Source organism: Bradyrhizobium sp. (assembly GCF_049586575.1).
Taxonomy (GTDB): domain Bacteria; phylum Pseudomonadota; class Alphaproteobacteria; order Rhizobiales; family Xanthobacteraceae; genus Bradyrhizobium.
In genome coordinates, this window is the sequence record NZ_JBAVCF010000757.1 from 1 (window position 1) to 2,396 (window position 2,396).

The following is a 2,396-nucleotide window of genomic DNA, read 5'->3' on the forward strand; positions in this document are numbered from 1 at the left end:
GGGCTGCGCCGCTATCGCCGTTTCCTGCTGCTCGTCATGCTGCCGCTCGTCGCGGTGATCGGCGGCATCGTGTTCTATCTCAACGGCGGCCGCTACGTCGGCACCGACGACACCTATGTCGGCGCGCAAAAAGTCCTGATCACGCCGGATATCTCCGGCCGCATCGACAAGGTCGTGGTGAAGGAAGGTCAGCTCGTCCACAAGGGCGACGTGCTGTTCGAGATCGATCCGGTTCCGTTCCGCCTTGCCGTCGATCGCGCCAAGGCCGCGGTTGAACAGGCCAGGATGACCTACACCAACCTCGGCGCCAACATCAAGATTTACGACCAGATGGCCGAGTTGATGCAGCAGACCATCGACCTGAAGCAGCGCGATGTCGACCGCAAGTCGACGCTGGCGCAGCGCAGCTACGGCTCGCAGCTCGACCTCGACAACGCTTCCACGGCGTCTCTCACCGCGCGCGCCGAACTCGCTTTCGTTCAGCAGCAGCGTTCGAGCTCGTTGACGCAATTGCTGGGCAACCCGGAGCTCAAGCTCGAGGACTTTCCGCCCTATTACCAGGCGCAGGCCTCGCTCGCCCAAGCGCAGCGCGATCTCGACCACACGGAAATGCGGGCGCCGATCGATGGCATCGCGACCCTCGTCGACCAGATCCAGCTCGGCCGCTTCGTCGTGGCCGGCTCGCCTGTGTTCACCGTCATCGATATCGCGCAGCCATGGGTCGATTCGAACTTGAAGGAGTCGGATCTCACCCATGTCGCAGTGGGACAACCGGTCGAAATCGACGTCGATGCCTTCCCCGATCATACGTTCAAGGGCACCGTGGGTTCGCTCTCGCCCGGCACGGGCGCGCAGTTTGCGATCCTGCCGCCGCAAAACGCCACCGGTAACTTCGTCAAGGTGGTGCAGCGTATTCCGGTGCGGATCTATTTCGACCAGGATGATCCGTTCGTGAAGAAGCTGAAAGCCGGCATGAGCGCCTATGCGACGATCGACACCGGCCACAAGCGCACGCTCGCGGGCCTGTTTGGCCTGCGGTCGGCTGCGGCGAAGCAGGACTAGAACCGATGTCGCCCACGGCAATTCCTGCCGCGAGCGCCGTTCCCGGCATGCGGCGGAACATGGTGACGATCTGCGCCATGACCGCCACCATCATGCAGGCGCTCGACACCACCATCGCCAATGTCGCGCTGCCCTATATGCAGGGAACGCTGTCGGCGTCGCAGGACCAGATCAACTGGGTGTTGACCTCCTATATCGTGGCGGCGGCGATCATGACCGCGCCGGTGGGCTGGATCGCGAACCGCTTCGGCCGCAAGCGCACGTTCATCATCTGCTCGGCCGGCTTCACCTTCGCTTCCGTGCTGTGCGGGCTCGCGCAGGACATCGACCAGATGGTGCTGTTCCGCCTGCTGCAGGGCGTGTTCGGCGCCGCATTGGTGCCGTTGTCGCAGGCGGTCATGCTCGACTCCTACGCGCTGCATGAGCGCGCCAAGGCGATGTCGATCTGGGGCATGGGCGTGATGATGGGTCCGATCATGGGGCCCTCGCTCGGCGCGTGGCTGACCGAGACTTACTCCTGGCACTGGGTGTTCTTCGTCAACCTGCCGTTCGGCATCGTCACTGTGCTCGGCCTGATGGTCTTCATGGACGAGACGCGGCAGGATACGAAGTTGCGTTTCGACTGGTTCGGCTTCGCGGCGCTGGCGATCGGAATCGGTGCCTTGCAGGTTGCGCTCGACCGCGGCGAACAGCTCGGCTGGCTTGGATCCAACGAGATCATCGCCGAGTTCGTCGTCTCCATCGTCGGCTTTTATTACTTCTTCGCGCATTCCTTCACGACGGAGCGCCCCTTCATCCAGTTCGCGCTGTTCAGGGATCGAAATTTCCTGACCGGCTGTATCTTCATGACGGTGATGGGGCTCGTGCTGTATTCGACCATGGCGCTGGCCTCGCCCTACCTGCAAAACGTCATCGGCTATCCCATCATCACCGCGGGCGTACTGCTCGCGAGCCGCGGCTGCGGCACCTTCGTCGCCATGATGATGGTCGGCCGGCTGATGCGCTATATCGAGGCGCGCACGCTGATCATCACCGGCCTCGGCCTCACCGCGCTGTCGCTCTACCAGATGACCGCATGGACCGATCAGACCGGCGTGCCCGAGATCGTGACCATCAGCATCATCCAGGGCTTCGGCTTCGGCCTCGTCTTCGTGCCGCTCTCGACGGTGGCGTTCATGACGCTGCCCGATCAGCTGCGCACCGACGGCACCTCGATGCTGACCCTGATGCGCAATGTCGCAAGCTCGGTCGGCATTTCCATCGTGATCGCGCAACTCACCGAAGGCGGGCGGCGGATCTATGCGATCCTGTCCGAGCACATCACTCCGTTCAAC

General features: G+C 63.1%; 2 protein-coding genes. Both read left to right on the top strand.

Annotated features, from left to right (window positions below; translation table 11 throughout):
- Positions 1-1,062 (top strand): HlyD family secretion protein (locus tag WB528_RS27285; protein ID WP_423892453.1); only part of this gene is annotated, 1,062 nt, incomplete at its 5' end.
- A gap of 5 nt (positions 1,063-1,067) precedes the next feature.
- Positions 1,068-2,396: MDR family MFS transporter (locus tag WB528_RS27290; protein ID WP_423892454.1), on the top strand; the 1,329-nt coding region annotated here is incomplete at its 3' end.